Below are 26,120 nucleotides of genomic sequence, written 5' to 3'. Positions count from 1 at the left end.
TGCTGAACCATGAGACATCGGATCACCTCCTTTCGCTTGCGTTAAAACCATTTCGCGAGGTTGCGGCTGGAAGCCTCTGCCCTGCGATGAGCATAGATGTGATTCATAACGCACGTGCGAACAAGACTTGTATTTATCTTTTTTCGAATCATAATCATGCGTCCGCCGATCCGGGCAGAAACCGCCGGAAAACCTCAGTTCCGGCAGTCCTCCACAACGCGCGCAATTTCCGCTCCCACCGGGATGACGAGCAACGGCTCTCCACCGGCCTCGATGCCGATGCGGCCGCGCGAATAGGCGATCCAGTCGAAGCCCTGATCTCTCGCCGGCCGGGTGATGGTCACCAGCCGCGTCCCGTCGGTCGCGGCAAGCGCGGACCATTGCAAGGCGCCGTAGCTGGTGCGGATCACCACTTGCCGCGCGGACCCGTCCACGGAAAGCAGCCGCATCGCCACCTCGCGGGTGCCTGCCCGGCAGACGAACGCCACACGCGGCTGCGCGCCGGCCTGTGCGAACATCGCGAGGCTGTCACGCCCCTCCGCGCGATAGGACCAGTCGCCCGGCTCGACCGGCGCGACATCCCATGGCACGGCCGGTGCCTGCGGCGCTGGTGCGGGTGCGGGCGGTGGCGGCGGCGGCGCGGGGCGCGGGGCAGGCTCGGTTCGCGGCGGCGGCACGGCCTGGCATCCTGCCAGCCAACCGAGCGCGGCCAGCATGCCGAGGTGGCGCAGCGACGGCTTCAGGGACGGCATCAGGGAGCGCGCGCCGCTCATGGCCGGATCTGCCCGTTGCCGCGCACAACCCATTTGTACGTGGTCAGCCCTTCCAGCGCGACGGGCCCGCGCGCATGCAGCCGACCGGTCGAGATACCGATCTCCGCCCCAAGCCCGAACTCGCCGCCATCGGCGAACTGGGTGGACGCATTCCACATCACGATCGCGCTGTCGCACCGGTTGAGGAAATCCTCCGCGACGGCCGGGTCCCCGGTCACGATCGCGTCTGTATGGTGGCTGCCATGCGCCGCGATATGGGCCAGAGCCTCGTCCATCCCGCTCACGAAGCGGGCAGCGACGACGGCATCGAGATATTCCGTGTCCCAGTCCCCCGGCTGGGCGGGCTCGACGCGATCGTCGAGCTTGCGCACGCCCTCGTCGCCGCGCACGTCGCAGCGCGCGTCGAGCAGCGCCTGCACGAGCGCTTCCGGCTCGGGATAGGCGCGGTCGATCAGCAATGTCTCCATCGCGCCGCAGATGCCGGTGCGGCGCATCTTGGCATTGACCACGATCTCGCGCGCCATGACCGGATCGGCAGCGGCATGGACATAAGTGTGGCAGATGCCGTCCAGATGCGCGAGCACGGGGACGCGCGCCTCATCCTGCACGCGCGCCACCAGGCTCTTGCCGCCGCGCGGCACGATGATGTCGATCAGCCCCACCGCGCGCAGCATGGCGCCCACCACCGCGCGGTCGCTGGTCGGCACGATCTGGACCGCTTCGGCAGGGAGCCCCGCCTGCGTGATGCCCCTGACCATCGCGGCGTGGATCGCGCGATTGCTTTCCAGCGCTTCGGAGCCGCCGCGCAGGATCACCGCATTGCCCGAGCGCAGGCAGAGCGCGGCGGCGTCCGCCGTCACATTGGGCCGGCTCTCGTAGATGATCCCGATGACGCCGAGCGGCACCCGCACGCGCTGGAGGCGCAGGCCATTGGGCCGCACCGCCTCGTCGATCACCTGCCCGACCGGATCGTCCAGCGCGGCGACATTGGCCACGGCATCGGCGATGGCGGCGATGCGCGCCTCATCCAGCCGCAGCCGATCCAGCATGGCGGAGGAAAGCCCGTTGGCAGCGCCGCGCTCCATGTCCGCGCGATTGGCGAGAATGATCCTGGCGGCGGACTCGCGAAGGGAAGCGGACGCGGCGAGAAGCGCTTCGGCCTTGCGCGCGCTTGGCACCATCGCCATCTCCGTCGCGGCGCGGCGTGCGCGCGCGCCCATGGTGGCAATGAGCATTTCCGGCGTTTGCGTGAGATCGTTCATTGCTGGTTCGGCGCTCCGGCGGCGGGGGGCGATCCCCATAGCATGGCCGGGGAAGCACGCAAATGGCTGCAACCGGCGACCGGTCCGGACGTTCCCGCTCCGGCAATGAGGAGGACAGCAACATGCCGTTGAAATCTTTCGGTCTGGCACCGCTGATACTGGCGACGCTGATGGCAGGCTGCGGATCACAGCAGCAGGACCCTGCGAACGACATGGCCGAGAATGGCATGACCCGGAACGCGGCGAATGCGGCCGACGTCGCCGGGCCCGGAGCCGCCGGCAACAGCGCGGGCGCGGCCGGGGGAATGCTCGTCCCGCCCGCGCCGGGCGAGGAGGGCGGGCTCCCGGACGACCGCACGCCGCTCAACGAAAGCGCCGCGCGCAATCCCGCCAGCGTCGAGGCGTCGGGCGCGACGATCGAACTCTGGGGCCTCGCGATCGGCGAAGGCCGCTATGGCGATGCCTATCGCCTGTGGAGCGAGGACGGCCGGCAGAGCGGCATGACCGAGGCCGACTTCGCCGACAGCTACCGGAAATATTCCGAGTTCCACGTCCTCGTCGGGCGACCGCAGACCGGCGGCACCGTGACGGCGCGCGTGCCGGTGCAGGCTTATGGCCGCCTGCGCGAGAACGGCGCGCCGTTCAACCTGATCGGCACGATGACGCTGGTGCGCAATCCCGATGGCCAGAAAGGCGAGCCGGGGGAAAGGCCCTGGCTCATCGGCGACTCGGACCTGCGGCCGCGCGGCACGGTCAGGGTCGTTCCGGCCGGCGCAGACGCCACGGCGGCGCGGATACCGGTTGCGTTCCAGGGGCGCTGGGCTTCATCACGCGAGGCCTGCGGCCGGGCCGACGACGAAAGCCGGCTGGCGATCGCCGCCGACCGTCTGTCCTTCCACGAAAGCAGCGGCATGGTGCGCAGCGTGCAGATGCTCTCGCCGGACAGCGTCCGGATCACGGCGGATTTCACGGGCGAAGGCGAGCAGTGGACAAGGACACTGACGCTCGGACTCGGCGCGGACGGGCAGTCTCTGGACATTGCCGACAGTCGCCGGGTGCGATGCGGGAACGCCTGATCGGGGTGGGGCCCCCTCCCCGGGCCTGCGCCTCAGTCCTGCGCCGCGCGGCTGGCGCCCGGCACCCAGAGGATATCCCCGGCGCCATTGCCGTTGAGCGCACGCGCGAGGACGAACAGCAGGTCGGAGAGCCGGTTGAGATAAGCGAGCGCGGCCGGGTTGATCGCCATGGCCCGGCTCGCCGTCAGCACCACCCGTTCGGCGCGCCGGGCAATGGCCCGGGCGAGATGCACGCGGGCGGCGCTCTCGCTGCCGCCGGGCAGGATGAAGCTGCGCAGGGGCGGAATGGGATCGTTGAGCCGGTCGATGGCCTGCTCGAGCCGCTCGACCTGCGCCGGGACGATACGCAGCACCATCTCCGAAGGCGTGAAGTTCTCGCCCGGGGTCGCGAGATCGGCGCCGAGATCGAAGAGATCGTTCTGGATGCCCTGGAGGAGACTTGCCGCCGACGGCTCGCCTGCCATGGCGGCGATGGCCAGACCGAGCGCGCTGTTCAGCTCGTCCACCTCGCCGATCGCGGCCATGCGCGGATCGTCCTTGGCCACGCGCGTGCCGTCGACCAGCCCGGTCGTGCCGTCATCGCCCGTCCGCGTGTAAATGCGATTGAGGCGGACCAAGACTGTTCAGCCGGTTATTTGCTGCCGTTGAACAGCAGCAGCAGCGCTATCAGCAGGATCGCCGCCGCCTGCATGGTGACGCGGCCCATCATCATCCGGTTCTGCTTGAGGCTCGACTGGCTGGGGCCGGTGCCGTCATTCCGCAGATCGGCTTCCGTCGTCTTCAGGAACGTGACGACGCCACGCACGAGATAAGCCACCGCGCCGAGCGCCGCGAGGATGATGAGGATTACGAGAACGACATTGCCCATCGGGATAAGACTCCGTTTGGAGCGATGTAGGTTCAGCGGAGGAATATTCCAACCGGAAACCGCCCTGCCCGCAGATCGTCCGCCAGCCCCCGCCCGTCCGCGCCCGCCGCCCGCAGATCGGCAAGAGCCAGCCCTTCGCTGCGCTTGGCGAGGCGCTTGCCCTCGGCATCCACCACCAGAGCATGATGGCGATACAGCGGCACGGGCAGGCCGAGCAGCGCCTGCAGGGTGCGATGCGCATGAGTCGAGGCGAACACGTCGCGCCCGCGCACCACGTCCGTCACGCCTTGCGCGGCATCGTCCACCACCACCGCGAGATGATAGCTGGCCGGGCGGTCGCGCCCCTTGAGGATAAGATCGCCCAGCGCGCCGGGGTCGACCGGCACGTCCCCCGCCTGCGCATCGTGCCAGCTGAGCGGCCCGGTGCGGGCAAGCGCCGCGCCCATGTCCAGCCGCCAGCTATGGGGATCGCCCCGCGCGATCCGTTCCGCGCGCGTCGCCGGATCGAGGCCACGGCATGTCCCCGGATAGAGCGGCCCGTCCGCCCCGTGCGGCGCGTGGAGACTCGCCGCCAGCTCGCGCGCGATGTCGCCGCGCGTGCAGAAGCAGGGATAAGCAACGCCCTGCCCTTTCAGTGCCTCCAGCGCCGCTTCATAGGCCGGGAACCGCGTCGACTGGATCAAGAGTCCATCCCAGCCAATGCCGAGCCAGCGCAGATCCTCCAGGATGGCCTGGGTGAATTCCGGGCGGCAGCGAGTCACGTCCGTGTCCTCGATGCGCAGGAGGAAAGTGCCGCCACTTTCCCGCGCGAGATCATGGGCCTGCAGGGCGGACCAGCCATGCCCTATATGGAGCCGGCCGGTCGGGCTGGGCGCGAAGCGCGTCACCAGATGTCGTGGAGCGTCTACCCGGGTCATACTAGCTCTTGACGAGGAGTCATCATCTCTGCTGTCATGAGGACGTCACGGTTCTCAACGATGGATCGCGGCGCAACGAAAGGGGCACGAGCGCGCATGTATCATCCCGATCGAATACGCCATCCAGAAAACTGTCCGGCACTGGTCCTCAATGCCGACTATACCCCGCTTTCCTATTATCCGCTGAGCCTCTGGCCCTGGCAAACCGCCATCAAGGCGGTTTTTTTGGATCGGGTGGACATCGTCTCCAGCTACGACCGGGAAGTCCACTCGCCCAGCTTCCAGATGCGCATTCCATCGGTGATCGCGCTCAAGCAATATGTGCGGCCGAGCGAATATCCCGCCTTCACCCGCTTCAATCTCTTCCTGCGCGACCGCTTCTCCTGCCTCTATTGCGGCGCGACCAGCGACCTGACCTTCGACCATGTGGTGCCGCGCCGCGCCGGCGGACGCACGACATGGGAGAATGTGGCCACCGCCTGCTCGCCCTGCAACCTGCGCAAGGGCGGCCGCACCCCGCGCGAGGCCAACATGGCGCTGCGCGAGCAGCCAATCCGCCCGACGAGCTGGCAACTCCAGGATCATGGCCGCGCCTTCCCGCCCAACCATCTGCACGACAGCTGGCATGACTGGCTCTACTGGGATGTCGAGCTGCTGGCCTGAGGCCTGCGACTCCGGCCGGAGAGACGACGCGGCGGCATTGCGCGGGAGCGATGCGCGAGGGCTGGAAAAGCCCGCCGCACTTCGCCTATCGTGCGCGCCATGATCCACTTCCCCCGCGCCGCGCGCCTGCTCGCCCTTCCCCTCCTCGCGCTCGCCGCCAGTCCCGCCGCGGCGAAGCTCAGCGCCGCCGAGCAGCGCATGGTCCGCAGCGTGGAAGCGCAGCAGGAAGAGGCGATCGCGCTGCTGGAACGGATGGTCAACCAGAACTCGGGCACCCGCAACATCCCGGGCGTCATCAAGGTCGCCGAAATGGTGCGACCGGAGCTGGAGACGCTCGGCTTCACCGTCACATGGAAGCCGATGGACGCAACGGGCCGCGCCGGGCACATCATCGCGACGCACAGCGGCAAGCCGGGCACCAAGCGGCTGCTGCTGATCGGCCATCTCGACACGGTGTTCGAGGAAAGCTCGCCGTTCCAGAGGTTCGAGCGCAAGGGCGATACGGCGACCGGCCCCGGCATCGGCGACGACAAGGGCGGCGTGGTCGTGATGCTGATGGCGCTCAAGGCCATGAAGGACGCGGGCACGCTGCGCGACGCCAACATCGAAGTGGTGCTGACCGGCGACGAGGAATCGGTGGGCGAGCCCATCGACGCCGCTCGCGCGGACCTGATCGCGGCGGGCAAGCGCGCCGACGCCGCGCTCGACTTCGAGGGACTGGTGACCATCGACGGGCAGGACTATGGCTCGATCGCGCGGCGCTCCTCGACCAGCTACACCATCCGCGTGACGGCGAAATCGGGGCACTCCAGCGGTATCTTCGGCCAGGTGGGCGATGGCGCGATCTATGAAGTCGCGCGCATCATCAGCACCATGCGCAAGGAACTGCCCGAGCCTAACCTCACCTTCAACATCGGCCTCGTCGCCGGGGGCGCGCAGGCGGAACTGGCGGCGAACGACGCCTCGGTGAGCGCCAGCGGCAAGACCAACATCATTCCCGCGCAGGCCGTCGCCACCGGCGATTATCGCGCGCTCACGCCCGAACAGGCGGCGCGGGTGCGCCAGAAGATCGAGCAGATCGTCGCGGCACACGGCCCCGGCGCGCAGGCCACGATCAGCTTCAAGGAAGGCTATCCGCCGATGGCGCCGACCGAGGGCAACACCGCGCTGCTGACCCGGCTCAATGCCGTGAACGGCGACCTCGGCCTCCCCGCGATGCCGGCGCTCGATCCGCTGCGGCGGGGCGCGGGCGACATCGGCTTCGTCGCGGCGGACGTGGACGGCCTCGCCGGTCTGGGGCCGGATGGCGCGGGCAGCCATGCGCCGGGTGAAAGCGTGGACCTGCCCAGCTTCCAGCGGCAGGCCAAGCGCGCCGCGCTGCTGATGTCCCGGCTGAGCCGCGAGCCGTCGGCACGATAGGCGGCCGCGCCCGGGCCATGGCATCGGGCGAAAATCCGCCCGGCATCGGCGCGCGGACCCCTGCCCCACTTGCGCTCGGCGCGGCACACGCTAGGAAGCCGCGATGGACCGTATCGTCATTCGCGGCGGCAAGCCGCTCTCCGGCAGGATCACCATCTCCGGCGCAAAGAACGCAGCGCTCACGCTGCTGCCCTGCGCGCTGCTCACCGAGGAGCCGCTGACGCTGCGCAACCTGCCGCGGCTGGCGGATGTCGACAGCTTCGGCCACCTGCTCAACCAGCTCGGCGTCTCGACCACTGTCGAGGGCTCGCGGCAGGAGGATTTCGGCCGGGTTATGACGCTGCGGGCGAACCGCATCACGTCCAGCGTCGCGCCTTATGACATCGTGCGCAAGATGCGCGCCTCCATCGTGGTGCTGGGGCCGCTGCTCGCGCGCGCGGGCGAAGCGACCGTCTCGCTGCCGGGCGGCTGCGCCATCGGCAACCGGCCGATCGACTTCCACCTCCAGGCGTTCCAGACGCTGGGCGCGACGATCGAGATGGCCAATGGCTATGTGCGCGCGCTGGCGCCGGACGGCGGCCTGCGCGGCGCGCTCATTTCCTTCCCCTTCCCGTCGGTCGGCGCCACCGAGAACGCGCTCATGGCCGCGTCGCTCGCCAGCGGCGAGACCGTGATCGAGAATGCCGCGCGCGAGCCGGAGATCGTGGACCTGTGCGGCCTGCTCGTCGCCATGGGCAGCGAGATCGAGGGGATCGGCACGGACCGGCTCGTGGTCCACGGCAAGCCGCGGCTCTACGGCACCACCTACAAAGTGATGCCCGACCGGATCGAGGCCGGCAGCTATGCCTGCGCGGCCGCCATCACCGGCGGCGAGCTGGAGCTGGTCGGCGCGAGCAGCGATGACATGCATGCCATCCTCAAGGGCCTGCGCGACGCGGGCGTGCATATCGAGGAAAGCGGCCGGAGCCTGCGCGTGGCAGCGAATGGACGGCTGAAGCCGCTCACGCTCTCCACCGCGCCGCACCCCGGCTTCCCGACGGACATGCAGGCGCAGTTCATGGCGATGCTGGCGCTGGCGGACGGCGCGAGCGTGCTTACCGAGACGATCTTCGAGAACCGCTACATGCATGTGCCCGAACTGACGCGCATGGGCGCGGACATCACGGTGAACGGCCGCACGGCAGTCGTGCGCGGGGTGCCGGGCCTCACCGGCGCGCCCGTGATGGCGACGGACCTGCGCGCCTCGATGAGCCTCATTCTCGCGGGCCTCGCCGCGCAGGGCGAGACGATCGTCAATCGCGTCTACCATCTCGACCGGGGCTATGAGCGGCTGGAGGAGAAGCTCTCCGCCGTCGGCGCCGACATCGAGCGCGACAGCGACGGCTGAGGGACCGGCGGGCAACAGGCGCCCGCAATAAAATAACATGGTGTCGGCGCTGTCCCGGGCTATGCTCGGAGCATGAACCCATTGCCGCCAGGAGCGCGCCATGACCGACAATTCCCGCAAGACCCATATCGGCGGCCACGCGCTGCACCCCGAAACCCAGATGCTGAACTATGGCTATGACCCCGCCCTCTCCGAAGGCGCGGTGAAGCCGCCGGTGTTCCTCACCTCCACCTTCGCGTTCAGGTCCGCCGAGGAAGGGAAGGACTTCTTCGATTATGTGTCCGGCCGCAGGGAGCCGCCGGCCGGGCAGGAAGGCGGCCTCGTCTATTCCCGCTTCAATCACCCCAACAGCGAGATCGTGGAGGATCGCCTTGCGGTCTACGAGCGCACGGAAGCCTGCGTGCTCTTCTCCTCGGGCATGTCGGCCATCACGACGAGCCTGCTCGCTTATCTGCGCCCCGGCGACGTGGTGCTGCATTCCCAGCCGCTCTATGGTGGTACGGAGACACTGCTGGGCAATAGCCTCGCACGGCTCGGCATTCTTTCGGTCGGCTTCACCAATGGCGTGGACCGCGAGAATATCGAGGCCGCCGCGCGGGAAGCCGCCGGCAAGGGTCGCCTTGCCGCCATCCTCATCGAGACGCCGGCCAATCCCACCAACGGGCTGGTGCGCATTGCCCTGATCCGCGAGATCGCCGAGGAGATCGCGGCGCAGCAGGAAGGCCACCGCCCGATCATCATGTGCGACAACACGCTGCTCGGCCCGGTCTTCCAGCGGCCGATCGAGCATGGCGCGGACATCTCGCTCTATTCGCTCACCAAATATGTCGGCGGCCATTCGGACCTGATCGCCGGCGCAGCGCTGGGCGCGAGGGACGTCATGCGGCCGGTGCGCGCGCTGCGCAGCGCCATCGGCACCCAGCTCGACCCCAACAGTTGCTGGATGCTCGGCCGCAGCCTGGAAACGCTGGCGCTGCGCATGGAGCGCGCCAACGACAATGCGGGCCGCATCGCCACCTTCCTGCGCGATCATCCCAAGGTAGGCGACATCCATTACCTGCCCTTCGCCGATCAGCTCTCACCCACCGGCCGCGCTTTCCACGCGCAATGCACCGGCGCGGGATCGACTTTCTCCTTCGACATCGTGGGCGGGCAGGCCGCTGCGTTCCGCTTCCTCAACGCGCTGCGCATCTTCAAGCTGGCCGTCAGCCTGGGTGGCACGGAATCGCTCGCGAGCCATCCCGCGACCACCACGCACAGCGGCGTGGCGGCGGCGGTGCGCGAGCGGATCGGCGTGCTGGATTCGACCATCCGCCTGTCGATCGGCATCGAGCATCCCGACGACCTGATCGCCGATCTGGGGCTCGCGCTGGACCTCGCCTGACCGGCTGCGGTCACCTGTCCCGATCAGGCACGCGCGATACAGGGTTAATCAGATTGCAACCCGGGTGGGTGCGCGGCCAGGGAGCATGAGCCGCGTACGGGGGTCCTGCTGGCGGCGAATCGTGGGAGAAAAATCATGTTCAAGACGAAATATCTGCTGCTCGCCGCCGCTCTCGCGGTTGCGCCCTCCGCATCGCAGGCCGTGGTGGTCGATTTCGACGACCTCAGCAACGGCGCGATACCGGCCAATTATGGCGGCATCGACTGGTCCGCCAATGGCTGGTATGTCTATGAAGGCGAGCAGTCGCCCTACACCCCGGCGTCCGGCAGCTTCCGTGCCTATGCCGACTCGTCATCGCCCACCGGCACGATGATGTGGGCCGCCCCCATCACATTCGGCGGCGCATATTTCGCAGGCTTTAACACGCTGTTGGTCGACCTCTATCTCGGCGGGTCGCTGGTCTCTTCGACGGGCGCTGTGTCGCTGAGCGCTGCACCGACCCTGATCGGCAACGGCTATGCCGGCCTCGTCGACAAGGTGGTGATCACGGGCTCGGGCGGCAATTTTTGGGTCATCGATGACGTGACCTATGATGTCGCCAGCGCCGGCGCGGTGCCCGAGCCCGCCACCTGGGCGATGATGATCGGCGGCTTCGCGCTCGCCGGTGGCGCGATGCGCCGCCAGCGCGCCACCCGGATCCGGTTCGCCTGATCGCGGCAAGCAGGGGTCGGCCACCCGGCTGGCCCCTGCTGCACGGCCCTTTTGCGGGCGCCCTGTCCGCGCGATCCTGTCATGGGGCGCGGCGCTCTTGCCAAGACGAGCGCCGAGGCTCATGGCGCGCGCATGGTTTCGCTGCTTTCCGTCCTGATCGGCGCGGTCGCGCTCATCCTCGCCATTCCAGCCATCATCCCCGGCCTCGGCTGGGCCAACTGGCTGATCGTGCCGCTCGCGCTGTTCGGCGCGCTTGTCGGCCAGTTCGCGAGCGGGAACGGCGCACGCAATTTCTGCCTCGCAGTCGCGGCCTTCGGGATGCTGCGCCTGTGGGCGGGGGGCGGCCTGTTTTGAACGCCCCGCTCCCCCTCAGCGAAGCCGAGCTGCAGGCCCGCCATCGCGCCGGGCTGCTTGCCGGCCTTGGCGCTTATGGCATGTGGGGCCTGCTGCCGCTCTATTTCAAGCTGATCCATGGCGCCTTGCCGATGGAAGTGGTGGCGCACCGCATCGTCTGGTCGGTCGCGTTCCTCGCGATCGTCCTGGCGAGCTACCGGCTCTATCCCGCCCTGCGCGATTCGCTGCGCCAGCCACGCATCGTGGCGGCACTGGCGATCAGTGCCCTGCTCATCGCCGCCAATTGGCTGGTCTATGTCTGGGCTGTCGACACGCGCCATGTCGTGGCCGCAAGCCTTGGCTATTTCCTCAATCCGCTCGTCAATGTGCTGCTCGGCACTTTGGTGCTCAAGGAGCGGCTGCAGCGCGGCCAGTTCATCGCGGTGCTGCTCGCGGGCGTCGGCGTGGCCATTCTGGCGGCGGGAGAAATCCAGACGCTGTGGATCAGTCTCACGCTGGCCATCAGCTTCGCGCTCTACGGGCTGGTGCGCAAGCTGACGCCGGTGCCCGCCTCGGTGGGACTCGCGGTGGAGACGCTGCTGCTGGCCCCGCTCGCGCTCGCGGTGCTGGCCTGGGTCGCGCGCGACGGCAGCCTCGTGTTCGGCCGCGACATCTGGACCACGACGCTGCTGATCGGCCTGGGTGCCGTCACCTCCGTGCCGCTCATCCTCTTCGCCAGTGCTGCGCGCGCGCTGCCGCTGGTGACGCTCGGCCTCATGCAATATATCGCGCCGACATTGCAGTTCCTGAGCGGCGTGCTGCTGCTGGGCGAGACGCTCTCGCCCGAGCGCTGGGCCAGCTTCCTGCTGATCTGGGCGGCGCTCGCGCTGTTCGTCTGGGATAGCCTGCGGGGAGCGCGCAGGGCATGACGCAGCCCGCAGGGGCGCTCCCGCATATCCGCGAGGACAGGCGCGACCGGCCGATCTACGCCATCGTGCTGCGGCTGCTGGCGATGATGATGCTCGCGCTCACTTATGCCATCGGCAAGCTGCTGGTGGAGCGCGGCGCGAACCTGGGCGAGATCCTGTTCTACCGCCAGCTCTTCGCCTTTCCGGTGGCGGCCGGCTGGGCCTTCGCCACGCTCGGGCTGGCGCTGGTGCCGATGGCGCCGATGCGCACCCATGTCGCGCGGACCGGGCTCGGCCTGTTCGGCATGCTGCTGAACTTCGGCGCGGTCGCGCTGATGCCGCTGGCGGAAGCGACGACCATCGGCTTCACCATGCCGATCTTCGCCACGATCCTGTCCGCGCTGGTGCTCAAGGAGCCGACCGGCATTCACCGCTGGGGCGCGGTGCTGCTGGGCTTCGTCGGCGTGGTCATCATGGCCCATCCCGAATCGGCCAGTTTCGCATCGCTGGGCCTCGTCGTCGCGCTCTCCGGCGCGCTGGTCACGGCCATCGTCGCCATCGTGCTGCGCGATCTCGGGCGCGTCGAGCAGGCGCCGGTCATCGTCTTCTGGTTCACGCTGCTTTCGCTGCCACCGCTCGGCATCGTCATGCTCTGGGCCGGGCAGGCGCATGATCCCGTCGGCTGGGCGCTGTTCGTGGCGCTGGGCGTCACCGGCGGCGCGGCGCAACTGCTGATGACGGCCGCGCTGCGCTGGGGCCCGGTCTCGATCGTGATCCCCATGGACTACAGCCAGATGATCTGGGCCACCTGGGCAGGCTGGCTGCTCTGGGCCAGCTGGCCGGCGCCCTCCACCTGGGCCGGCGCCGCCCTCATCGCGGTGAGCGGCCTCTACATCGCCTGGCGCGAGCATGTGCGCCGTCGCGCAAGCATCATCAGCCCGAACGAGGACCGCGCCGGTAGATCAGGCTGAGATTGTTCGCGGGCATTTCGACGCGCTGCGTTCGCTCGAAACCGCATTCGGCTGCGAGCCGATCAACGTCGGCTACGTCCCGCAATCCCCATTCGGGGTTGCGCGCTTTCAGCGAGGCATCGAACGCCAGGTTTGAGGACGCCGTCTCCACATCGTCTTCGAGATAGGGACCGTAAAGGATCAGCGGCGCGCCCGGTGGCAGGATCGACGCACATCCGCTCAACAGACCCACCGTCGCCGCCCATGGGCTGATGTGCACCATGTTGATGCACAGCGCCGCGTCCGCCTGCCCGACGCCCCATGTCTCCGGCGCGGCGGCATCGAGGCGCAGCGGCGGCGCGACATTGGCAAGGCCTGCCTCGGCGCTCCACGCCGCGATCGACGCCAGCGCCGCGGGATCGGGGTCGCTCGGCTGCCAGACGAGGCCGGGGAAGAGCCGCGCGAAATGGACGACATGCTCGCCCGATCCGCTCGCGACTTCCAGCACGCGGCCGTGCGGCGGCAGGGTCCGTGCGAGCACCTCGGCAATGGCATCGCGATTGCGCGCCGTGGCGGGCGCATGGCGCTTGTCCCCGGCGGCCGGGCTTTCGGCGGCGAGCCATGGCCGCGCGCCGGGTGGCAGGCCGCGATCCTCACTCATGCGCCGGTCTCCCGTCCTGCTCCACGCCCGCAAGGTTCACGACGCGCGGTCGCCGAAAATCTCCCGGTGGGCGCGCTCGGCGAAGCGGTCGGTCATCCCGGCGATATAATCGGCGATGTGACGGCTGCGCCAGGGCTCATCGGCCGAGCAGGTTGCGTCCCACGCCGTTCCCATCAGCGCCGGATCGGCATGATAGGCAGCGAACAGGTCCCGCACGATGATGCGCGCCCGGCCGGCCGCCTCCAGCTGGCTGGGGTGATGATAGAGATTGGCGTACATGAAGCGCTTGAGCACCCGCTCTTCCTCGCGCATCCCGTCCGAGAAAGCGGCGATGGCATGGCCCGCGGCGCGCACGGCCGCCACATCGGCCTGCGCGAGCCCGGCGGCCGCGATGTTGGCGCGGGTGGTGGCGATGAGATCATTGACCATGAGGCCGATCTGTTCGCGCACCAGCTCGCGCATCAGCCGCTCGGCCGGAAGATCGGGATGGCGGGCCGTGACCAGGTCCCAGCTCCGGCGCACCAGCGGCACCGCCAGAATCTGCTCGAGCGAGAGGATGCCTGCGCGCAGCCCATCGTCGATATCGTGATTGTCATAAGCGATGTCGTCCGCCAGCGCGGCGACCTGCGCTTCCAGCGACGGCCAGCTTTCCAGATCGAGCGGAAAGGCGGCATCGACTTCCCGCATGGCCCAGTTGGGCGCGGTGACGGGGCCGTTATGCTTGGCGAGCCCTTCCAGCATCTCCCAGCTCAGGTTGAGGCCGGGAAAGCGCGGATAGGCATTTTCGAGCGTGGTCAGCGTGCGCAGGCAATGGGCATTGTGATCGAAGCCGCCATGCGCCGCCATCGCTTCCTCAAGCGCGTCCTCGCCGCTGTGGCCGAAGGGGGGATGGCCGATATCATGCGCCAGGCACAGCCCCTCGGTCAGATCCTCGTTGAGGCCGAGCACGCGCGCGATGGTGCGGCCGATCTGCGCGACTTCCAGGCTGTGCGTCAGGCGGACGCGATAATGGTCGCCGTCCGGCGCGATGAACACCTGCGTCTTGTGGCGCAGGCGGCGGAAGGCGATGGAATGGATGATCCTGTCACGATCGCGCTGGAACATGTCGCGCGGGCCGCGCGCCTCGCCGCCCGGCTCGGCATGGCACCGGCCCCGGCTGTGCGCCGGATCGCAGGCAAAGGATGCGAGCCGCGTCACTTGCCGCCGATCTTCGTGACGTCCTCGCCCGCCTCACTTTGCCAGAGGAACGCGTCCCCGCCGGACTTGGCGATCTTCGCCACCACCGCGCGGGCATCCTCCACATTCTTGAACGGGCCGACCAGCAGCCGCCGGGTCGCGCCCCACTGCGCCGTCCAGCCGGCCTGATCGCCGATTGCGTCGGCATAGGTCCGGCGCATGCGGCGCAAGTCGAACGCAAGCGCATCGACGTCCTTGCCGGTGGCGATCTGCACCCAGTTGCGGGAGGGATTGGCGGCGAGCTTAGCCTTGCGCTCGGCTTCGGCCTTCTTCTCGGCTTCCGCCTCGGCCCGGGCCTTGGCTTTTGCCTCGGCCTCCGCTTTCGCCTTGGCGTCCGCTGCGGCCTGCGCCTTGCGCCGCTGCTCCTGGATGCGCGCGACGGCCTCCAGATCGGCGGCGGCGGCCCTCCGCCGTTCTTCCTCGGGAATCGAGAGAGCGGAAAGCGCATCGGCCAGCGAAGGCGCCGGCGCGGCAACGGGCTGGGCGGAGGGGCTGAAGCCGGGGGAAGGCGCCCCGGCCGATGGAGCCGGTGCCGGCGCGGGCCCGGAGGGCGGCGTCGAAGGCGTCGCGGCGGCGATGGCGGTGCCAGGGTCGCTCGGCCCCTGCGCGCGCGGCGGCGCGGCTGTCGCGCCTTGAGTCTGCGGCGCGGGTGCCGGGGGTGGCGTGGTCGCGCGCGACGGCGGCGCCGTCTGTGCGCCGGAGGCGAGCTGCGTGGATGCGGGCGCCGATGCTGCAGGCGCGGGGGCAGGCGTCGGCGTGGGTGTCGTCGGCGCCGGGGGCTGCCCGGCCGGTGCCTTGGGCGCGTTTGACCAGCCAGCAGACGCCGGTGTGCTCGCGCTCGGCCTCTCCGCAGCTTGCCCCGCATTCGCCGTACGCTGGCGGCTGTCCCGGCCCGCATTGCGGTCTGATGATCGGTTGCGCCGCGAGGACCGTGCTGCCTCGCGCTCGGCATTGGCCGCCGCGACCTGCACGTCACGCTCGCGCACCGGATCGGGCGCCGCCAGCTTCAGCACATTGGCGGGAAACTCGCCATAATAAGCCGCAGCCGCTTTCTGCCCGGCATCGAGCAGGGGCAAGCGCTGCATATAGGGATCGAGCGCCTCGGCGAGCCCCTTGGGCATGACGGACTGAGTGACGCGACGCGCCTCCCCGATCCGTCCGTTCATGGCGTAGATGAAGGCGCGCATGCGCCACGCTTCCCGGTCGCCATCGGAAAGCTGTTTTTCCAGCTCGCTGTCGGATTCAGCCACCCGGCCGGATATGCCGAGCGACACGGCATGACGCAGCCGCGCAAGCTGGTCGCCCGGATTCGCGCGTAACGCCGCTGCGTAATCGCGCTGGGCCTTCTCCTGCTGGCCGGTAAGGTCATAAGCCAGGCCCCGCTCCGCGAGATGGCCCTGCGCCTGCTCGCCAAGCTCCGCCGCGAGATCGAAGTTCATCGCCGCCTCGACCGGCTGCTTGAGCGCGATCTGGACGATCGCCAGCCCGAGCTTTGCCTTGCCGAGCCGCGGATTGACCATGTTGGCGCGCGCATAGAAGCCGTTGGCGGCCTGTATGTCACCCAGGTCGAGCGCCGCCTGCCCCGCGCCGAGCAGGGCATTGACGTCCTGCGGATTGCGCGAGAGCTGCGCCAGATTGCGATTGAGCTGCTCGACCGCCGCGGCCGGAGGCGTGGCCTGCACCACCTCGCCGCTCGTCTGGGCCTGCGCGCCCGCGGTCGTGGCCAGCATCAGGGCCATGAACCAGCGCGTCCTTGTCACGATGCGATACCCTCTCCGGTCGGCCGGGCGCTGGAGAGCGCCCGGCACGCCGGATTACTGATTGTTCTGCCGATTGAGAAAACGCGGCACTTCAAAGTCGGTGCGGTCATTGTCGCCGTCATCGTCGTCCGCCGGGCGGGTCTGTCCGCGCGCGAGCTGCGACATGCGCTCGAACAGCGTACCGCCCACCACCTTGGGCTGCTCGGCCGCCGGTGCGGGCGCCGGAGACGGCGGCTGCACGACGGGCGCCGGCGCATCCTCGAAGGGGCTGTCCAGCACCAGCTCGTCATCACCAGTGATGTCGTCGAACTTCGTCGTCTGGAAACGGGGGGAAGCGGGCGCTGCCCCTGCCGGCGCTTCCGGTGCCGAAACGGTGAAGGTGGCCGGCGGCGCGGCTTCCTCCTCATCCTCGTCGACGGAACCGAGATCCAGCACGGTCGCAGGTTCGGGCTCGGGAGCCGCCGGCGCGGGCGCGGCCGCCGCGAAGGACGGCGCCGTGCCGACCGCCGGACGCGAGGCGCCGCCCATGTCGCCGAGCCGGAAAGGCTGGCTCTTGGGCTGGCTGGCGCCGGCTTCCGTATCGATGCCCGTGGCGACCACGGAGACGCGGATCTTGCCGTTGAGGCTCTCGTTGAAGGCCGAGCCCCAGATGATGTTGGCGTCCGGATCGACCAGCTCGCGAATGTGGTTCGCGGCCTCGTCCACTTCCATGAGGCGCATGTCCTCGCCGCCGACGATGGAGACGATGACGCCCTTGGCGCCACGCATCGAGACGCCGTCGAGCAGCGGATTGGCGATTGCCTTTTCGGCGGCCTGCAGCGCGCGTCCGTCGCCCTCGGCCTCGCCGGTGCCCATCATCGCCTTGCCCATTTCCTCCATCACGGAGCGCACGTCGGCAAAGTCGAGGTTGATGAGGCCAGGCATGACCATGAGGTCGGTGATGCCGCGCACGCCCTGCTGCAGCACTTCGTCGGCCATCTCGAACGTTTCCTTGAAGGTCGTGTTCGGATTGGCGATCAGGAACAGGTTCTGGTTCGGGATGACGATCAGCGTGTCGACATGCTTCTGCAGGTCCTCGATGCCCTGCTCGGCCGAGCGCATGCGACGCGCACCCTCGAACGTGAACGGCTTGGTGACCACGCCGACCGTGAGGATGCCCTTGTCACGCGCTGCCTTGGCGATGACCGGCGCGGCGCCCGTGCCGGTGCCGCCGCCCATGCCCGCCGCAATGAAGCACATATGGACGCCCTCGAGCGCTTCCTGCACCTCGGCGATCGTTTCCTCGGCGGCCGCGCGACCAATGTCCGGTCGCGATCCGGCGCCGAGCCCCTCGGTGATGCGGGGGCCAAGCTGGATGCGACGCTCCGCCGGGGAGGCATTGAGCGCCTGGGCATCGGTGTTGGCGACGATGAAATCCACCCCGTCGACCGACGCCCCGATCATGTTCGCGATCGCATTGCCGCCCGCGCCGCCGACACCGATCACGGTGATCCGCGGCTTCAGCTCGTCCACATGGGGCGGCCCGATCTCAATGCTCATCGAATAATCTCCTACCGGCGCTATCCTCGCCAACAATACATGGGGACCATGCACCAGTTGGGAGGCCAATTCACGTCCTTTTTAACCATTCATCCACAATATATTGCGTCCGGCCCTAGTAGCCCGCACGCAACGCGGCGATCAGCCGCTGCACCATCGCGGTGCCGCGCGCGCGGTGCACGCGCTGCTCCGCCAGAGGCCGGTTCAGCAAGTCCTCGCGCTCCTTCAGCGCATAGGACGCCAGTCCTGTCAGGGTCGTGAACGCGGGGCCGCGATGCGCTTCCGGCAGCGCCTCCAGCGCCTTTGGTCGCCCGATGCGCACGGCCCGGCCCAGCGCCGTCTGCGCATAGTCCGCGATGCCCTTCAGTTCCGCACCGCCGCCGGTGAGCACCACCTGGCGGCCGACCGGCGAATGGAAGCCCATCTCGTCCAGCGCCTTGCCGACCTCGCCCATGAGCCGGCCCAGCCGCTCGCAGATGACGCCGACCAGCTCGGCCCGCGTCACCCGGCGCGCCTCGGCATGGTCGCCGCTGCTGGCTGCCGGTGCGATCTCGATGATCTCGCGGAAATCCCGGCGCGACTGCATGGCCGATCCGTAGAAGCATTTCATGCGCTCGGCCTGGCTGCGGCGGATGCCGAAAGCCGAGGCGATGTCGTCCGTGATGTCTGCCGCGCCCATGGGAATGGAACGCAGCCCCACGAGCATGCCGCCGATGTGCAGCGAGATGTTCGTGACGCCCGCACCCAGCTCGACCAGCGCGACGCCAAGATCGCGCTCCTCGTCCGAAAGGCAGGCGGTGGCGGTGGCGACGGGCGCCGCGACGATCGCCTGCACGTCCAGATAGGCGCCGCGCACGCTCGTCTCCAGATTGCGCAGCGGCGCGCCGTCCGCCAGCACGACATGGATGTCCACGCCCAGCCGGTCGGCATGGAGGCCGAGCGGGCGCGCGACGCCGCGCATGCCGTCGATGGTGTAGAGCGTGGGCTGCGCCTGCAGGATGACGCGGCCCTCGGGATCGATGCGCTCGCGGGCGCGGTCATAAAGCGTGTCGATGTCCGCCTGCTCGATGCGCCGGCCGCCGATGCTCATTTCCACTGGCTCGACCTTGCTCTCGACGCTGCCGCCCGAGAAGCTGAGGATGACTTTCTCGATATTGGTGCCGGCGACCTTTTCCGCCTGCTCCACCGTCTCGCGCACGGCGAGTTCGGTGCGCTCCATGTCGATCACGAAGCCGCGCCGCACGCCCCGACTTTCCCGCTGGCCAGTGCCCAGCACGGCCAGCGTGCCGTTCTCCTGCTTGCGCGCGATGAGCGCCGACACTTTCCAGGTGCCGATGTCGATCGCCGTGATGAGCCCGTCGTTGCGCCCCCCCGCCATGTGCTTCAGCCCTCCGTCGCCTGAGTGGAGCGGGTCGTCCCCGCATCGCCGCCATCCGTCACCACCGCGCGGCTGGTCGGTGCCGACGTCACCGTCGGCGCATCCGCCTTGCTCTGGCCGGGCGGCAGCCGCAGCACGAAGCGCGAGGGATCGCGCATGTCGAAGCGCAGCACGCCCCGGCCGAGCAGCCGGTCCACGCCGTCCATCCGCGCGAAGTTGACGAGAGCGGCGGCCGCTTCGGCCTCGCCTTCCGGGAGGAGAAGCTGCTCGCCCGACTGGAAGCGCAGGTCCCAGCGGCGATTGCCAACCCAAGTCGCACCCGCCAGCATCGGCTTGAGCGCGGGGGCGGAATCCATCAGGCGCGCGAGCGCGGCGGTCTTGAGATTCGCATCCGGGCCGACGACCAGCGGCAGATCGGGAATGGCATCGGGATCGACGCCGCCCAGCGCCACGCCGGTGGCGTCGACAAGGCTGAGCTGCCCGTCATGCTGCCACACCGCGACCGGCTGGCGCTCCATCACGTCCACGATCAGCGCATCGGGCAGGCGGCGGGAAACGCGTGCGTCCTTCACCCAGCCGAGCTTCATGACCTCGCCGCGCACCTTGTCCAGATCGACGGAAAGCATCGAGCGATCGACATATTTGACCGCGATGTCGGTCACCGGCATCTGGTCCATGCGATCGAGCCCGTGCACTTCGATCTTGGTGACGGCGAAGCCCGCCCGGCCGGCCAGCTCGCTGATCTCCGCGCCAATCATTGCCGGCAAGCCGAGGAAGCGGGCCGCCACCCACAGGAGCACCAGCACCACCAGCGCGATGCCCCACGTCATCCCTTTCGCGATCTGCTCGGGGGACAGCGGGATGAGACCGATCAGCCGGTCGATCGTGCTCTTGCCGCGCCGCGGCCGGCGGTTGCCCGCGCCACTCGAGCCCGATCGCGCGCCGCGTCCCGATCCGCGCCTGATCGTTGCCGTGCTCATTCCTTCGCTCCCTTCGCCGGCGTGCCTTCCGCCAGCGCGTCCGCAATGATCGCTTCCACGAGCGCGCCGTAGCTCATGCCGAGATGCCGCGCCTGCTCGGGCACGAGGCTGAGCGGCGTCATGCCGGGCTGGGTGTTCACTTCCAGCAGGAAGAGGCCCTCGACGCCCTGCTCGTCATCCCAGCGAAAATCGGAGCGGGACGTGCCCTTGCAGCCGAGGAGCCGGTGCGCGCGCAGCGCGATGTCCATCATCGCCTGCGCGATGTCCACCGGCACGTCGGCCGGGCAGACATGCTCGGTCATGCCGTCGGTATATTTCGCGTCATAATCGTAGAAGCCGCTCCTGGGCTTCAGTTCCGTCACCGCGAGCGCCCGATCGCCGAGCACCGCGACGGTCAGCTCGCGCCCCCTGATGAACGGCTCGGCCAGCAGCTCGTCGAATTCCTGCCACGGCCCCTTCACGTCCCGACCGATGGGATTGCCGTAATTGCCTTCGGCAGTGACGATGGCGACACCGACCGATGACCCTTCGTTGACCGGTTTCACCACATAAGGCCGCGGCAGCGGATCGGCGGCGAACAGATCCTCGCTCGCCACGATGTGCCCGCCGGGCATGGGGATGCCGTGCGGCACCAGATGCTGCTTGGTGAGTTGCTTGTCGATCGCGATGACCGAGGTGGCAAGGCCGCTATGGGTGTAGCGATAGCCCATGATGTCCATGAGCCCCTGCACCGTCCCGTCCTCGCCCGGCACGCCGTGCAGCGCGTTGAACACGATGTCGGGATCGGCGGCGATCAGCTTGGCGGGCAAGTCGCGCCCTTCCGCCGGGCTCGCACCCAGATCGATGGGAATTGCGCTGTGCCCGCGCTCTTCCAGCGCCTTGACGATGCCCGCGCCGCTGCTCAGCGACACCTCCCGCTCGGCGGACCAGCCGCCCATCAGCACCGCGACTTTCCAGGGACCGCTCATGCGCCGTCCCCTTCCGCCGCACGGCCGACGCGCTGGATTTCCCATTCGAGGGTGACGCCACTCTCCGCCTTCACGCGGCGGCGCACTTCCTCGCCCAGCGCCTCGATATCGGCACTGGTCGCCGCGCCGGTGTTGATGAGGAAATTGGTGTGCTTCTCGCTCACTTGCGCGCCGCCCAGCGTCAGGCCCCGGCAGCCGGCGCGGTCGACCAGTGCCCAGGCCTTCTCGCCGGGAGGATTCTTGAAGGTGGAGCCGCCGGTCTTGCTGCGCAGCGGCTGGCTCGCCTCGCGCGCGGCGGAAATACGGTCCATCTCCGCCTGCACCGTCTCCGGCGCCTCGGGATGACCACGGAACGTCGCGGCGATCACCACCGCGCCCTCGGGCAGTTCGCTGTGGCGATAGGTATAGCCCAGCGCATCGAGCGGCAGTGTCACCCGTTCGCCGGTGCGCAGCACGATGTCGGCCTCGACAAGGACGTCCTTCACTTCGCGGCCATAAGCGCCGCCGTTCATGCGCACGAAGCCACCGACCGTGCCGGGGATGGAGCGCAGGAACTCAAGGCCGCCAATGCCCGCGTCGCGCGCCGTGGAGGAGACGAGGATGCCCGACGCCCCGCCGCCGCAGCGCAGGCTCGTAGCGTCCAGCCGTTCGACCCGTGCAAAGGCCTTGCCCAGCCGCACGACGACGCCCGGCACGCCGCCGTCCCGCACGATCAGGTTGGAGCCGAGGCCCAGCGCCATCACCGGCATGGCCGGGTCCAGCGCGGCAAGGAAATGGGCAAGGTCGTCCGCATCCTGCGGCTCGAACAGCCAGTCGGCCGCGCCGCCCGCCTTGAACCAGACGAGCGGGGCCAGCGGCGCATGCGCCGTCAGCTTCCCGCGCACCGGCGGCAGATCGGGCATGAGGGCGGCCGCGTTCATCAAAGACGGCCGCTCCAGAAATTGATCCAGCGGTCGAACAGGTCCGCCTGCGCCTTGCCGGCGCGGTTCATGGCCTCGCCCATGTCGAGCGCGGACCGGGCGACGTCGCCCTGCTTCTCGGCGGCGTCCATCATCGAGCGCGCGACGTCCAGCCCCTTGCTCTGCGCCTCGATCATGCGCTCCTGCATTTCGAGGCCGATGCGCATCAGCTCCCACATCAGGCGACCTCCTTGCGCAGTGCGGTGACCGAACCGGCAAGGCCGGCGGCCCATTTGGTGATGTCGCCCGCGCCCAGGCAGACGATCATGTCGTTCGCCTTCACCTCGGCGGCGAGATCGGCAGCGAGCGCCTCGGCGCTCTGGATGGTCTGGGCCGCGCGATGGCCCCGGCGCTTGAGCCCGGCGACCAGCGCCTCGGCATCGACACCATCGATGGGCTGCTCGCCCGCCGGGTAGACCGGCGTCACATAGACGATGTCGGCATCGTTGAAGGCCTGCTGGAACTCGTCCATGAGATCGCGCAGCCGCGTGAAGCGGTGCGGCTGCACCACCGCGACGACGCGGCCCTGCGCGCCTTCCCGCGCAGCGGCAAGCACGGCGCGGATTTCCACCGGATGATGGCCGTAGTCATCGATCACCACGGCTTCGCCGCCATCCACCGCGATCTCGCCCACGCGCGTGAAGCGCCGCTTGACGCCGCCGAAGCTGGCGAAGCCGGACTGGATGGTCGCGTCCGCAATGCCCATCTGCAGCGCGACGCCGATGGCCGCCATGGCATTGAGCACATTGTGCCGCCCGGGCATCGGCATGGTGATGTCCTCGATGCGCCGCACCGATCCGTCACGCTCGCGGATCTGCACGTCGAACATGTTGCCACCGGGCACGGGGCGGACATTCTCGCCGCGGATGTCCGCCTGCGCCGAGAAGCCGTAGGTCACGATCCGCCGGTCCTGCACGCGCGGCAGGATAGCCTGCACTTCGGGATGATCGAGGCAGAGCATCGCCGCGCCATAGAAAGGCACATTCTCCACGAACTCGACAAAGGCGTCCTTCACGGCGTCGAACGAGCCATAATGGTCGAGATGCTCGGGATCGATGTTGGTGACGACAGCGAGCGTGCCGTCGAGCCGCAGGAAGCTGCCGTCGCTCTCGTCGGCTTCCACGACCATCCAGTCGGACGAGCCGAGCCGCGCGTTGGAGCCATAGCTATTGATGATCCCGCCGTTGATGACGGTGGGGTCGATGCCGCCGGCATCCAGCAGCGCGGCGACCATGGAAGTCGTCGTCGTCTTGCCGTGCGTGCCCGCGACCGCGATGGTCGACTTGAGGCGCATCAGCTCGGCCAGCATTTCCGCGCGGCGGATGACGGGCACGCGCTTCTCCAGCGCCAGCTCCACTTCCGGGTTGCCGCGCCGGATCGCTGTCGAGGTGACGACCACGGCGGCATCGCCCAGATTCTCGGCGGCATGGCCGATCATCACCTTGATGCCGAGCTCGCGCAGATGCGCGATGACATAGCCCTCGGCCACGTCGGAGCCCTGCACCGTGTAGCCCATATTGTGCATCACCTCGGCGATGCCGGACATGCCGATGCCGCCGATGCCGATGAAATGGATCGTGCCGATGTCGGTGCCGACGCCCTTCATGCGCCTGCTCCCGCGAGACCGGGCATCGCCGGGGTCTCGACGCGCACCGTGTCGATCGTCTGCGGCGCGGGGCTGAAGCTCTCGATGAGATCGGCCATGTCCCTGACCGCGTCGGGAAAGCCGGCGGCGCGAGCGCGCGCGGCTGCATTCTGGAGGGCGCCGGGTTCCATGGCGAGTTTCTGCATTTGCTTGGCGAGTTCCGCTGGCGTGAATTTGGGTTGGGGGATGAGCCGGGCGCCGCCGGTCCTGGCCAGCTCCCGCGCGTTGAAGGTCTGGTGATCGTCCGTCGCGATGGGCAGCGGCACGAGGATGGCGGGGCGGCCGGCGCAGGTCAGTTCCGCGATGGTCGAGGCGCCGGCCCGCGCGATCACGAGATGCGACCAGCCGAGCTTGGTCGGCATGTCGTCGATATAGGTCGCGAGATCGGCGGGGATCTCCATCTCCGCATAGATGGCGCGGACGCGCTCGATGTCCTCCGGCCGGCATTGCTGCGTCACCTGCAGGCGGCGGCGCAGGCTGACGGGCAGCAGGGCGAGACCGGCGGGCACCACATCGGAGAGGATGCTCGCGCCCAGGCTCCCGCCCGTCACCAGCAGGCGCAGCACGCTTTCGTCCGAGAAGACCGGGAATAGCTCCTCGCGCAGGGCGAGCACGCTCTCCCGCACGGGATTGCCGACGAGATGCACCTTGCCGGCGTGGCGCCCGGCGAGGCGCCGGACTTCAGGATAGGCCGTCGCGATCGCGTTGACCTTGCCTGCCACCAGCCGGTTCACGCGGCCCAGCACGGCATTCTGCTCGTGGATCACGGTCGGGATGCGCTCGGCAAAGGCGCCCAGCAGCGCGGGCAGCGCCGGATAGCCGCCGAAGCCGACGACCGCGGAGGGTTCGAACGTCTCGTAGAGGCGGCGCGCCATGGCCCGGCCCTCGCGGATCGCCTTCAGCCCCTTCCACCAGCCGGAAGGGCCGCCGCTCATCCGCCCGGCCGGCAGGACATGCGTCTGCACATCCTCGAAGATGCCGGGAATCCTCGTTCCGCGCTCGTCGGTCACCAGCGCCACCCGGTGGCCGCGCGCCATCAGTTCCTGGGCGACGGCATGGGCCGGGAGCATGTGCCCCCCGGTGCCGCCCGCCGCCAGCACATAGTGGCGGAAGATGCTCATCGGCCGCTCCATGTCACGACATAAGGTGAGCGCGCCATATACGGATTGCGCCGCGTGAATGCCAGCAACAGGCCTACCCCGGCGCACAGCGCGATCATCGAGGAGCCGCCATAGCTGATGAAGGGCAGCGTCATGCCCTTGGATGGGAAGATATGGATATTGACGCCCATGTTGATGATCGCCTGGAAGCCCATCACCATGACCAGCCCGGCGGTCGCGAGGATGACGAAGGGGTCTTCCTCGTCCAGCAGCCGCAGCAGGACGCGCACCACGATGGCGAGATAGACCAGCGCGATCGCCATGCAGGCGATGAGGCCGAATTCCTCGCCGATCACGGAGAAGATATAGTCGGTATGCGCCTCGGGCAGGTTGAACTTCGCCGTGCCGCCGCCGGGGCCAACGCCGGTCAGGCCGCCGCGCGTGATGGTGGCATGGGCGAGCTGCACCTGATCGGGCCCGGCGGCGGGGTCGGCGACCGGGAACAGGAACGCATCGATGCGGTCACGGCCATTCTCGTAGAAGAGATAAGTGAGCACGAAGAGGCCGAGGCCCACGCAGCCCAGCCCCGCCATGATGCGCATCGATGCGCCGCCAATGAGCAGCAGCCCGGCCCACACCGCGCAGAAGATCACCGTCTGGCCAAAATCGGGCTGGCGCATGAGCAGCAGCGCGACGATGCCGGTCAGCATGCCGGTCAGTGGTATCACCGGCAGCGAGGGATCGCGCGCGCGCAGGGAGAGCAGCCAGGCGATGCTGACCACGAAGAAAGGCTTGAGGAACTCCGAGGGCTGGAAGCGGAAAGCGCCGCTGCCGAACCAGCGCGTCGCGCCGTTCACGGTCGTGCCCACGAACGGCACGAGCAGGAGAAAGGCGGCAAAGACCAGCGCCAGCGCCACCGCCAGCCGGCGCGCCTGCGGGCGGGGCAGCATGGAGATCACCACCATGATGGGCAGGCCGAGGCCGATCCACATGAGCTGGCGATAGAAGAAATAGAGCGGCGTCAGCTCGTTGCCCCGGCCGGACAGCTTCGCGGCGGCGACCGGGGAAGCGGCCGCCACGGCCACCAGGCCAATGGCGATCAGCACCACGATGAGGCCGAGCAGCACCCGGTCGATTTCCCAGAACCAGATGGCGAGCGCGGTGCGTTCGCGCGGCAGCGGCCGGCCGGGGCGGGCGCGCAGCGGCGCCAGTGCCATGTCGAGCTGGCCGAAGCGCGGCTGGC

The 26,120-nt window shown here is 68.8% G+C and carries 26 protein-coding genes; 9 read left to right on the top strand and 17 right to left on the bottom strand.

Annotated features, from left to right (window positions below; translation table 11 throughout):
• Positions 1-194: 194 nt before the first annotated feature.
• Positions 195-773 (bottom strand): hypothetical protein, encoded by a 579-nt coding sequence (locus tag SLG_RS21985; protein ID WP_014074943.1) that lies wholly within the window; start codon positions 771-773, stop codon positions 195-197.
• Positions 770-2,035 carry a glutamate-5-semialdehyde dehydrogenase gene (locus SLG_RS03015; RefSeq protein WP_014074942.1) on the bottom strand — a complete coding sequence of 422 codons (1,266 nt, stop codon included), beginning with the start codon at positions 2,033-2,035 and terminating at the stop codon, positions 770-772. Before SLG_RS03015 ends, SLG_RS21985 begins: the two co-directional genes overlap by 4 nt.
• 122 nt (positions 2,036-2,157) lie before the next feature.
• On the opposite strand from SLG_RS03015, the gene SLG_RS20210 reads away from it, so the two are divergent.
• The gene (locus tag SLG_RS20210; protein WP_148276470.1) at positions 2,158-3,111 is read left to right on the top strand and encodes a hypothetical protein; all 954 of its coding nucleotides are present in this window, start codon (positions 2,158-2,160) and stop codon (positions 3,109-3,111) included.
• Positions 3,112-3,143: 32 nt separating this feature from the next.
• Here SLG_RS20210 and SLG_RS03005 read toward each other — a convergent pair whose 3' ends face one another.
• From SLG_RS03005 to gluQRS, 3 genes are read right to left on the bottom strand one after another with little or no spacing between them, the layout of a single operon-like run.
• Positions 3,144-3,728, bottom strand: coding sequence for a cob(I)yrinic acid a,c-diamide adenosyltransferase (locus SLG_RS03005; protein WP_014074940.1), 585 nt, complete (start codon positions 3,726-3,728; stop codon positions 3,144-3,146).
• Between the two features lie 14 nt (positions 3,729-3,742).
• Positions 3,743-3,979: an HIG1 domain-containing protein gene (locus tag SLG_RS03000; protein WP_014074939.1), complete on the bottom strand. Its 237-nt coding sequence runs from the start codon at positions 3,977-3,979 to the stop codon at positions 3,743-3,745.
• A gap of 32 nt (positions 3,980-4,011) precedes the next feature.
• Positions 4,012-4,896: a tRNA glutamyl-Q(34) synthetase GluQRS gene (gene gluQRS / locus SLG_RS02995; protein ID WP_014074938.1), complete on the bottom strand. Its 885-nt coding sequence runs from the start codon at positions 4,894-4,896 to the stop codon at positions 4,012-4,014.
• Positions 4,897-4,992: 96 nt separating this feature from the next.
• Here gluQRS and SLG_RS02990 point away from each other — a divergent pair, with 96 nt between their 5' ends.
• From SLG_RS02990 to SLG_RS02955, 8 genes are all read left to right on the top strand, one after another.
• Positions 4,993-5,559, top strand: coding sequence for an HNH endonuclease (locus SLG_RS02990; protein ID WP_014074937.1), 567 nt, complete (start codon positions 4,993-4,995; stop codon positions 5,557-5,559).
• 99 nt (positions 5,560-5,658) lie between these two features.
• Positions 5,659-6,978 (top strand): M20/M25/M40 family metallo-hydrolase, encoded by a 1,320-nt coding sequence (locus SLG_RS02985; protein WP_014074936.1) that lies wholly within the window; start codon positions 5,659-5,661, stop codon positions 6,976-6,978.
• Between the two features lie 103 nt (positions 6,979-7,081).
• Positions 7,082-8,365, top strand: coding sequence for a UDP-N-acetylglucosamine 1-carboxyvinyltransferase (gene murA / locus SLG_RS02980; protein ID WP_014074935.1), 1,284 nt, complete (start codon positions 7,082-7,084; stop codon positions 8,363-8,365).
• Between the two features lie 100 nt (positions 8,366-8,465).
• Positions 8,466-9,749: a cystathionine gamma-synthase family protein gene (locus SLG_RS02975; protein WP_014074934.1), complete on the top strand. Its 1,284-nt coding sequence runs from the start codon at positions 8,466-8,468 to the stop codon at positions 9,747-9,749.
• Positions 9,750-9,884: 135 nt separating this feature from the next.
• Positions 9,885-10,460: a PEPxxWA-CTERM sorting domain-containing protein gene (locus SLG_RS21215; protein WP_014074933.1), complete on the top strand. Its 576-nt coding sequence runs from the start codon at positions 9,885-9,887 to the stop codon at positions 10,458-10,460.
• Positions 10,461-10,592: 132 nt separating this feature from the next.
• A complete protein-coding gene (locus SLG_RS02965) occupies positions 10,593-10,814 on the top strand; it encodes a hypothetical protein (protein ID WP_041392478.1) in 222 nt (73 codons plus the stop codon).
• The gene (gene rarD, locus SLG_RS02960) at positions 10,811-11,722 is read left to right on the top strand and encodes an EamA family transporter RarD (RefSeq protein WP_014074931.1); all 912 of its coding nucleotides are present in this window, start codon (positions 10,811-10,813) and stop codon (positions 11,720-11,722) included. The genes SLG_RS02965 and rarD overlap by 4 nt, the downstream gene beginning before the upstream one ends.
• Entirely contained in the window at positions 11,719-12,672 is a 954-nt protein-coding gene (locus tag SLG_RS02955; RefSeq protein WP_014074930.1) for a DMT family transporter, read from the top strand. The genes rarD and SLG_RS02955 overlap by 4 nt, the downstream gene beginning before the upstream one ends.
• Here the strand turns inward: SLG_RS02955 and SLG_RS02950 are convergent.
• From SLG_RS02950 to ftsW, 12 genes are all read right to left on the bottom strand, one after another.
• Entirely contained in the window at positions 12,635-13,312 is a 678-nt protein-coding gene (locus tag SLG_RS02950; RefSeq protein ID WP_014074929.1) for a DUF938 domain-containing protein, read from the bottom strand. The two genes, SLG_RS02955 and SLG_RS02950, sit on opposite strands and share 38 nt — an antisense overlap.
• A gap of 36 nt (positions 13,313-13,348) precedes the next feature.
• Complete coding sequence (locus tag SLG_RS02945; RefSeq protein ID WP_014074928.1) at positions 13,349-14,509, bottom strand: deoxyguanosinetriphosphate triphosphohydrolase; 1,161 nt, start codon at positions 14,507-14,509, stop codon at positions 13,349-13,351.
• Complete coding sequence (locus tag SLG_RS02940) at positions 14,506-16,308, bottom strand: SPOR domain-containing protein (protein ID WP_148276468.1); 1,803 nt, start codon at positions 16,306-16,308, stop codon at positions 14,506-14,508. Before SLG_RS02940 ends, SLG_RS02945 begins: the two co-directional genes overlap by 4 nt.
• Positions 16,309-16,362: 54 nt before the next feature.
• Complete coding sequence (gene ftsZ / locus SLG_RS02935; protein WP_014074926.1) at positions 16,363-17,847, bottom strand: cell division protein FtsZ; 1,485 nt, start codon at positions 17,845-17,847, stop codon at positions 16,363-16,365.
• Between the two features lie 115 nt (positions 17,848-17,962).
• The gene (gene ftsA, locus SLG_RS02930; protein WP_014074925.1) at positions 17,963-19,225 is read right to left on the bottom strand and encodes a cell division protein FtsA; all 1,263 of its coding nucleotides are present in this window, start codon (positions 19,223-19,225) and stop codon (positions 17,963-17,965) included.
• A gap of 5 nt (positions 19,226-19,230) precedes the next feature.
• Entirely contained in the window at positions 19,231-20,205 is a 975-nt protein-coding gene (locus tag SLG_RS02925; protein ID WP_014074924.1) for a cell division protein FtsQ/DivIB, read from the bottom strand.
• Positions 20,202-21,173 (bottom strand): D-alanine--D-alanine ligase, encoded by a 972-nt coding sequence (locus SLG_RS02920; protein WP_014074923.1) that lies wholly within the window; start codon positions 21,171-21,173, stop codon positions 20,202-20,204. Before SLG_RS02920 ends, SLG_RS02925 begins: the two co-directional genes overlap by 4 nt.
• On the bottom strand, positions 21,170-22,093 hold the full coding sequence (murB, locus tag SLG_RS02915) for a UDP-N-acetylmuramate dehydrogenase (protein WP_014074922.1): 924 nt from the start codon (positions 22,091-22,093) through the stop codon (positions 21,170-21,172). The genes SLG_RS02920 and murB overlap by 4 nt, the downstream gene beginning before the upstream one ends.
• The gene (locus SLG_RS02910) at positions 22,093-22,311 is read right to left on the bottom strand and encodes a hypothetical protein (RefSeq protein WP_014074921.1); all 219 of its coding nucleotides are present in this window, start codon (positions 22,309-22,311) and stop codon (positions 22,093-22,095) included. Before SLG_RS02910 ends, murB begins: the two co-directional genes overlap by 1 nt.
• The gene (gene murC, locus SLG_RS02905) at positions 22,311-23,738 is read right to left on the bottom strand and encodes a UDP-N-acetylmuramate--L-alanine ligase (protein ID WP_014074920.1); all 1,428 of its coding nucleotides are present in this window, start codon (positions 23,736-23,738) and stop codon (positions 22,311-22,313) included. Before murC ends, SLG_RS02910 begins: the two co-directional genes overlap by 1 nt.
• Complete coding sequence (gene murG, locus SLG_RS02900; RefSeq protein ID WP_014074919.1) at positions 23,735-24,898, bottom strand: undecaprenyldiphospho-muramoylpentapeptide beta-N-acetylglucosaminyltransferase; 1,164 nt, start codon at positions 24,896-24,898, stop codon at positions 23,735-23,737. Before murG ends, murC begins: the two co-directional genes overlap by 4 nt.
• A complete protein-coding gene (gene ftsW, locus SLG_RS02895) occupies positions 24,895-26,094 on the bottom strand; it encodes a putative lipid II flippase FtsW (RefSeq protein ID WP_041392470.1) in 1,200 nt (399 codons plus the stop codon). The genes murG and ftsW overlap by 4 nt, the downstream gene beginning before the upstream one ends.
• Positions 26,095-26,120: the final 26 nt, after the last annotated feature.

Origin of the sequence: Sphingobium sp. SYK-6 (assembly GCF_000283515.1) — a bacterium.
GTDB lineage: Bacteria > Pseudomonadota > Alphaproteobacteria > Sphingomonadales > Sphingomonadaceae > Sphingobium > Sphingobium lignivorans.
Note: the sequence above shows the minus strand (reverse complement) of the source record. Positions and strands in the feature narration are given on the sequence as shown.

Excerpts from the sequence above, each read along its gene's own strand:
- SLG_RS20210 (WP_148276470.1), top strand. The coding sequence starts at position 2,158 with ATGCCGTTGAAATCTTTCGGTCTGGCACCGCTGATACTGGCGACGCTG.
- murG (WP_014074919.1), bottom strand. The coding sequence starts at position 24,898 with ATGAGCATCTTCCGCCACTATGTGCTGGCGGCGGGCGGCACCGGGGGG.
- SLG_RS02950 (WP_014074929.1), bottom strand. The coding sequence starts at position 13,312 with ATGAGTGAGGATCGCGGCCTGCCACCCGGCGCGCGGCCATGGCTCGCC.
- murB (WP_014074922.1), bottom strand. The coding sequence starts at position 22,093 with ATGAACGCGGCCGCCCTCATGCCCGATCTGCCGCCGGTGCGCGGGAAG.
- SLG_RS21215 (WP_014074933.1), top strand. The coding sequence starts at position 9,885 with ATGTTCAAGACGAAATATCTGCTGCTCGCCGCCGCTCTCGCGGTTGCG.
- SLG_RS02965 (WP_041392478.1), top strand. The coding sequence starts at position 10,593 with ATGGTTTCGCTGCTTTCCGTCCTGATCGGCGCGGTCGCGCTCATCCTC.
- SLG_RS03015 (WP_014074942.1), bottom strand. The coding sequence starts at position 2,035 with ATGAACGATCTCACGCAAACGCCGGAAATGCTCATTGCCACCATGGGC.
- SLG_RS02925 (WP_014074924.1), bottom strand. The coding sequence starts at position 20,205 with ATGAGCACGGCAACGATCAGGCGCGGATCGGGACGCGGCGCGCGATCG.
- SLG_RS03000 (WP_014074939.1), bottom strand. The coding sequence starts at position 3,979 with ATGGGCAATGTCGTTCTCGTAATCCTCATCATCCTCGCGGCGCTCGGC.
- ftsW (WP_041392470.1), bottom strand. The coding sequence starts at position 26,094 with ATGGCACTGGCGCCGCTGCGCGCCCGCCCCGGCCGGCCGCTGCCGCGC.
- ftsZ (WP_014074926.1), bottom strand. The coding sequence starts at position 17,847 with ATGAGCATTGAGATCGGGCCGCCCCATGTGGACGAGCTGAAGCCGCGG.
- SLG_RS02985 (WP_014074936.1), top strand. The coding sequence starts at position 5,659 with ATGATCCACTTCCCCCGCGCCGCGCGCCTGCTCGCCCTTCCCCTCCTC.
- murA (WP_014074935.1), top strand. The coding sequence starts at position 7,082 with ATGGACCGTATCGTCATTCGCGGCGGCAAGCCGCTCTCCGGCAGGATC.
- ftsA (WP_014074925.1), bottom strand. The coding sequence starts at position 19,225 with ATGGCGGGGGGGCGCAACGACGGGCTCATCACGGCGATCGACATCGGC.
- SLG_RS02910 (WP_014074921.1), bottom strand. The coding sequence starts at position 22,311 with ATGTGGGAGCTGATGCGCATCGGCCTCGAAATGCAGGAGCGCATGATC.
- murC (WP_014074920.1), bottom strand. The coding sequence starts at position 23,738 with ATGAAGGGCGTCGGCACCGACATCGGCACGATCCATTTCATCGGCATC.
- SLG_RS21985 (WP_014074943.1), bottom strand. The coding sequence starts at position 773 with ATGAGCGGCGCGCGCTCCCTGATGCCGTCCCTGAAGCCGTCGCTGCGC.
- SLG_RS02975 (WP_014074934.1), top strand. The coding sequence starts at position 8,466 with ATGACCGACAATTCCCGCAAGACCCATATCGGCGGCCACGCGCTGCAC.
- SLG_RS02990 (WP_014074937.1), top strand. The coding sequence starts at position 4,993 with ATGTATCATCCCGATCGAATACGCCATCCAGAAAACTGTCCGGCACTG.
- gluQRS (WP_014074938.1), bottom strand. The coding sequence starts at position 4,896 with ATGACCCGGGTAGACGCTCCACGACATCTGGTGACGCGCTTCGCGCCC.
- SLG_RS02920 (WP_014074923.1), bottom strand. The coding sequence starts at position 21,173 with ATGAGCGGTCCCTGGAAAGTCGCGGTGCTGATGGGCGGCTGGTCCGCC.
- SLG_RS02955 (WP_014074930.1), top strand. The coding sequence starts at position 11,719 with ATGACGCAGCCCGCAGGGGCGCTCCCGCATATCCGCGAGGACAGGCGC.